The 875-nt window shown below is 72.6% G+C and carries 1 protein-coding gene and 1 pseudogene; both read left to right on the forward strand.

Translation table 11 applies throughout. The features are described from left to right. Window positions 1-180 (forward strand): annotated as a pseudogene (locus ACFWPI_RS24240) (hypothetical protein); the annotation flags it as partial. A 186-nt stretch (window positions 181-366) separates the two neighbouring features. Then, complete coding sequence (locus ACFWPI_RS24245; protein WP_079135381.1) at window positions 367-732, forward strand: NAD(P)-binding domain-containing protein; 366 nt, start codon at window positions 367-369, stop codon at window positions 730-732. Window positions 733-875 lie beyond the last annotated feature (143 nt).

Genomic DNA, 875 nt, shown 5'->3' on the forward strand with positions numbered 1-875 from the left:
GGCCGCGTGCTCGTCACCGACGGGTGGGGTCCGTTCTCGCAGACGGTTGCCGGTGACTTCCGGGGCACCGGCCGTGCCGACCTCATCGCCCGCAACGACACCTACGGCGTCCTCGACGAATGGATGAACACGGGCGGAGCCTCCTTCTCCCACGCCTTCCGGCTCACCGACGGCTGGTGACCGGCCGGTCGGCCCGTCCAACTCGTCCTACCCGGCCAATGCGCTTGCACGGGACCACCGTTCGCAGCGGCGGCCCACCCTGCCGGGCGGCTCGCCGAAGGCGAGGAGGACGTCCAGCAGGTCGCCCGGGGCCTCGGCCGTGACGTCGGGTCCGGCGGGCAGGTCGTGCACCGTCCACCGCGGGTGATGGGCCAGGCGTCGGCCGCGGTCTTCCTGGACAAGGGCCACCCGACGACCGTCTGGAACCGCTCGGCCGGCAAGGCCGAGCAGCTCGTCGCCAAGGGCGCGCCCCTCGCCGGCTCGGTCAGGAGCGCGCTCGAGGCGAGCCCGCTGGTCGTCGTCCGTGTCTCGGACTACGACGCCGTGCACAGGTTGCTGGACCCGGCCGCCTCCTCCCTGGCCGGCCGCACCCTGGTCAACCTGACCATGGCGAGCTCCACCCAGGCCCGGGAGACCGCCGAGTGGGCGGCCGAGGCCGGCATCGACTACGTCGACGGCGCGATTCTGGCGGTGCCCCAGGCCATTGGCACCGCCGAGGCCACCCTGCTGTAAGCCGGCCCGGAGTCCTGGCGCTCGAAGGCGCGCGTGAGCGTGCCAATGGGGCGCCGCGGGGCGGCCCCCCGCGGCGGAAAGCAGGAGAATTGGAAGATTGGATAAAGAACGCGGAAGGATGTTTGCGGGCAACACCGGCGGCA

The sequence above is a fragment of the Kitasatospora sp. NPDC058492 genome (genome assembly GCF_042720685.1).
GTDB lineage: Bacteria > Actinomycetota > Actinomycetes > Streptomycetales > Streptomycetaceae > Kitasatospora.

Bases quoted from the DNA above. Each gene is read 5' to 3' on its own strand.
- ACFWPI_RS24245 (WP_079135381.1), top strand. From the start codon at position 367: ATGGGCCAGGCGTCGGCCGCGGTCTTCCTGGACAAGGGCCACCCGACG.